The sequence below is a fragment of the Natronospirillum sp. genome, assembly GCF_022565775.1.
GTDB lineage: Bacteria > Pseudomonadota > Gammaproteobacteria > Pseudomonadales > Natronospirillaceae > Natronospirillum.
Genome location: NZ_JAIUMC010000160.1, coordinates 1 through 3,751, shown reverse-complemented (window position 1 = coordinate 3,751; position 3,751 = coordinate 1). Strand labels below are relative to the sequence as shown.

The following is a 3,751-nucleotide window of genomic DNA, read 5'->3' as shown; positions in this document are numbered from 1 at the left end:
TCCGTGGGCTGGCGCAACATCCGGCGGCACCACAACGATTCGCTTGGCTGCTGACGCGGCTCGGACCTTGCTATTCACCCGCCTGCCTTGGGGCCACTTCGTGGCCTAGCGCGGCCAAGGCACGCGCCTACAGGGTGGCAGTGTTGTAGGCCAGCGACGTGAGTCGCGCTCGGCGGCGACAGCCGCCCATTCAAAATAGCCACGGTTGGTGCGGCCGCCGCGCGGTGGTGCCCTGAGCCGCAGACCGTCTCCGCACAGGGATGTGCGGAGTCGAGTTGTCAGGGACAAAAACGCCAGGAGCGTTTTTGCACGAGCGCAGCGAGCCCGCAGGGCCAGGCCCACGGATGGGCCTGGTATGAGTTTTTTGCGTGTCTGCGGTCAGGGCACCCCGTAGAGGCGGTTTAGCTCGAGAGGCAGTTTTCCTTCGGTCCGGGGGGCTGTCGACTGAAGGACGCGGTGCGTGGCTTACGCCACAGCCTACAAATTTGGCACCAGGACCAAACAAAGAATCAACACATTGCTAACAGAGAGACGAGAAATCATGAGCGCAACATTCGACACCAACGAAAGACCCGATTACGACAAGGTGATTCAGGATATCGCAGACTATGTCCTGACCTATGACGTCACCAGTGAGGAAGCACTCACTACCGCCCGCTACTGCCTGCTGGACACCCTGGGCTGCGGTCTGTTGGCCCTGCGCTTCCCCGAATGCACCAAGCTGCTCGGCCCGGTGGTCGAGGGCACTCAGGTGCCGTTCGGTGCGCGGGTGCCGGGTACAGATCTCAGCCTGGACCCGGTGAAGGGCGCCTGGGACATCGGCTGCATCATCCGCTGGCTCGACTACAACGACACCTGGCTGGCCGCCGAATGGGGTCATCCGTCCGACAATCTGGGTGCCATTCTGGCTGTCACCGACCATCTGTCACAACGTCGCGTGGCGGACGGCGAAGCGCCGTTCACCGTCATTGACGTACTTAAAGCCATGGTGCTGGCCCATGAAATCCAGGGCGTGATCGCCTTGGAAAACAGCTTCAACCGCGTCGGCCTGGACCACGTGTTGCTGGTGCGCGTGGCCTCCACGGCAGTTGCGGCCAAACTGATGGGGGGCAACCGCGAGCAGATCATGGCCGCTGTGTCACATGCCTGGGTCGATGGCTCGGCGCTGCGCACCTACCGTCATGCCCCGAACGCCGGGTCGCGCAAATCCTGGGCCGCAGGCGATGCCACCTCACGCGCCGTCAAGCTGGCCGACATGGCCATGCGCGGCGAAATGGGGGTACCCGGTGCCCTGAGCGCGCCTCAGTGGGGCTTCTATGACGTCTCCTTCAGCAAGACCAATCGCGACCAGCAGGTCAAGCCGGAAGGTAAGCGCCAACTGACCTTCAGTCAGGAGTATGGCAGTTACGTGATGGAAAACGTACTGTTCAAGGTCTCATTCCCCGCCGAGTTCCACGCCCAGACAGCGGCCGAAGCAGCCGTGAAACTGCATGATCAGGTCAAGGATCGTCTCCAGGATATCGACCGCATCGTCATTCACACCCATGAGAGTGCCATTCGCATCATCTCCAAGGTGGGCGATCTGGCCAACCCGGCCGACAGGGACCACTGCCTGCAGTACATGACCGCCGTGCCGCTGGCTTTCGGCAACCTGATTGCCGAGCACTATGAAGATGACTTCCATCGGGACAACCCGATCATCGACCAGTTGCGCGGCAAGATGGAAGTGGTCGAAGAGCCGCGCTTTACCCGCGAGTATCTGGAAGCCGACAAGCGCTCCATCGCCAATGCAATTCAGGTGTTCTTCAAGGATGGCAGCAACACCGAACAGGTGACCGTTGAATACCCGCTGGGCCACCGGCGGCGCCGTGACGAGGCCAAGCCGGAACTGGAGAAGAAGTTTGCGGCCAACCTGGCCACCCGCTTTACCGCGGGTCGATCAGAGGCGATACTGGCGCTGTTCAAGGATCCGCAACGCTTGCATGACATGCCTGTGCATCGATTCATGGGGCAGTTTGTCATCGCCTGAGCCAGTCATCGCCCTAAGGAAACCGGATGGATATCCTGTTCAACGAGACCAGTGTGCAGCTGTTCCAGCGCATTTTTAGTGTGGTCTTTCCCCTGGCGGCTATCGCCGCCCTGGGTTTTCTGTATGCACGCAAGCGCCCGACCGATATGGCCGTGGCCAACCGCATCAACATCGATGTGTTCATTCCAGCCCTGATCTTTTCGGTCATGGCATCCAGCGATTTCCGATTGCTGGACTACCTCCCGCTGGCGCTGGGGGCGGTGGTGGTGGCGCTTGGTTCTGCCCTTATCGCCTGGCCGTTTTGCCGCTGGCTGGGGGTGGTTCCGAGGACACTGCTGCCGCCGATGATGTTCAACAACAGTGGCAACCTGGGTATTCCGCTGCTGGTACTGGCGTTCGGTGAAGCGGCGCTTCCTGCGGCCATCGTGATGTTCGTGGTGAGCAATCTGCTGCACTTTACGGTGGGTATCTACATTCTGGAAGGCCATAGCCGGCCCTTGCAGACGCTGCGCATGCCGATCATCCTGGCGTCCATTATCGGGGTGATATTCAGCATCTGGAATGTGACCATCCCGGAGCCCCTGTTTATTGCTATCGAAATGCTGGGGCAGGTTTCCATTCCGCTGATGCTGTTTGCCCTAGGGGTGCGCATGACGGATGTGGATCTGGGGCAGTGGAAGCTGGGCTTGTGGGGAACGATTCTGTCACCGCTGAGCGGCCTGATTCCGGTGCTGTTTTTCCAGCTGGTGTTTCGTCTGGATGCGGACCAGTTTGCCTATTTGCTGGTATTCGCGGCACTGCCGCCGGCGGTGCTCAACTATATGCTGGCGGAGAAGTATAACCAGGATCCGGACAAGGTAGCGGCCATGGTGCTGATGGGCAATATTGGCAGCCTGGCGATCATTCCGGTGGTGCTGGCGTTTATTCTGTAGCCGTGCCTCCCCAACTCAGGGGCCTCTCGGCCCCGAGCGCGGCCAAGGCGCGCGCCTACAAGGTGGCACATTTGTAGGCGCTGGCTTGCCTGCGCTCGGCGGCATCAGCCGCCTTTCAAAAGTCGCCACCGATGGTACACGTCGAAGCGATAATGCGTGTCAGCGCAGGGTTTTCATCGCGCCGGCCCAGCGCACCACGTCTTTCAGCATGGTGTGCAGGGCGTCCACCTGATTGGGCTGCGGCTTGAAGCTGCTGAAGTTCTCGAAGTCGGTGAACAGCGACAGCTGCACCTGATCGCGCACATGGGCCAGACGCACTTCGGACGCGATCTGACGCAGGTGCTCCACGGCACGCACGCCACCGGCGGAACCGTAACCGACAAAACCGGCGGCCTTGTCGTTCCATTCCAGGTTCAGATAGTCGATGGCGTTTTTCAGCGCTGCAGACGTGCTGTGGTTGTATTCGGGTGTAATGAAGACATAGCCATCAAACCCGGCAATCTTCGCTGACCACTTCTTGGTATGCTCATGCTGATACTGATTCATCATCGGCGGCATGGGCTCATCGAGCAGCGGCAGATTGAAATCAGCAATGTCTACCAGTTCAAATTCAGCGCCTTCTACCCTGTTGGCATGGTCCAGTACCCAGTGGGCAACGGCTTCATTGTTACGACCCGGACGAGTACTGCCTGTCACTACGGCGATCTTGAGCATGTTGATTCCTCTCTTGTCACAATTGACGTTGGATGTGACCAGTATGAGGACTATTCAGAGTCAATCAACACCGCTA

Annotated in this window: 3 protein-coding genes; 2 read left to right on the top strand and 1 reads right to left on the bottom strand. The window is 59.7% G+C overall.

All coding sequences use genetic code 11. From position 1 onward, the window contains the following. The first annotated feature begins 541 nt into the window (after positions 1-541). A complete protein-coding gene (locus LAT62_RS16175; RefSeq protein ID WP_293386247.1) occupies positions 542-2,029 on the top strand; it encodes a bifunctional 2-methylcitrate dehydratase/aconitate hydratase in 1,488 nt (495 codons plus the stop codon). Positions 2,030-2,055: 26 nt separating this feature from the next. Beyond that, on the top strand, positions 2,056-2,961 hold the full coding sequence (locus tag LAT62_RS16170; RefSeq protein WP_293386245.1) for an AEC family transporter: 906 nt from the start codon (positions 2,056-2,058) through the stop codon (positions 2,959-2,961). A 159-nt stretch (positions 2,962-3,120) separates the two neighbouring features. Here LAT62_RS16170 and LAT62_RS16165 read toward each other — a convergent pair whose 3' ends face one another. Next, positions 3,121-3,675: an NADPH-dependent FMN reductase gene (locus tag LAT62_RS16165; protein WP_293386243.1), complete on the bottom strand. Its 555-nt coding sequence runs from the start codon at positions 3,673-3,675 to the stop codon at positions 3,121-3,123. Between the last annotated feature and the right edge of the window lie 76 nt (positions 3,676-3,751).

What these genes read in the sequence shown, in the direction of transcription:
- LAT62_RS16175 (WP_293386247.1), top strand. Translation starts at nt 542, where the DNA reads ATGAGCGCAACATTCGACACCAACGAAAGACCCGATTACGACAAGGTG.
- LAT62_RS16170 (WP_293386245.1), top strand. Translation starts at nt 2,056, where the DNA reads ATGGATATCCTGTTCAACGAGACCAGTGTGCAGCTGTTCCAGCGCATT.
- LAT62_RS16165 (WP_293386243.1), bottom strand. Translation starts at nt 3,675, where the DNA reads ATGCTCAAGATCGCCGTAGTGACAGGCAGTACTCGTCCGGGTCGTAAC.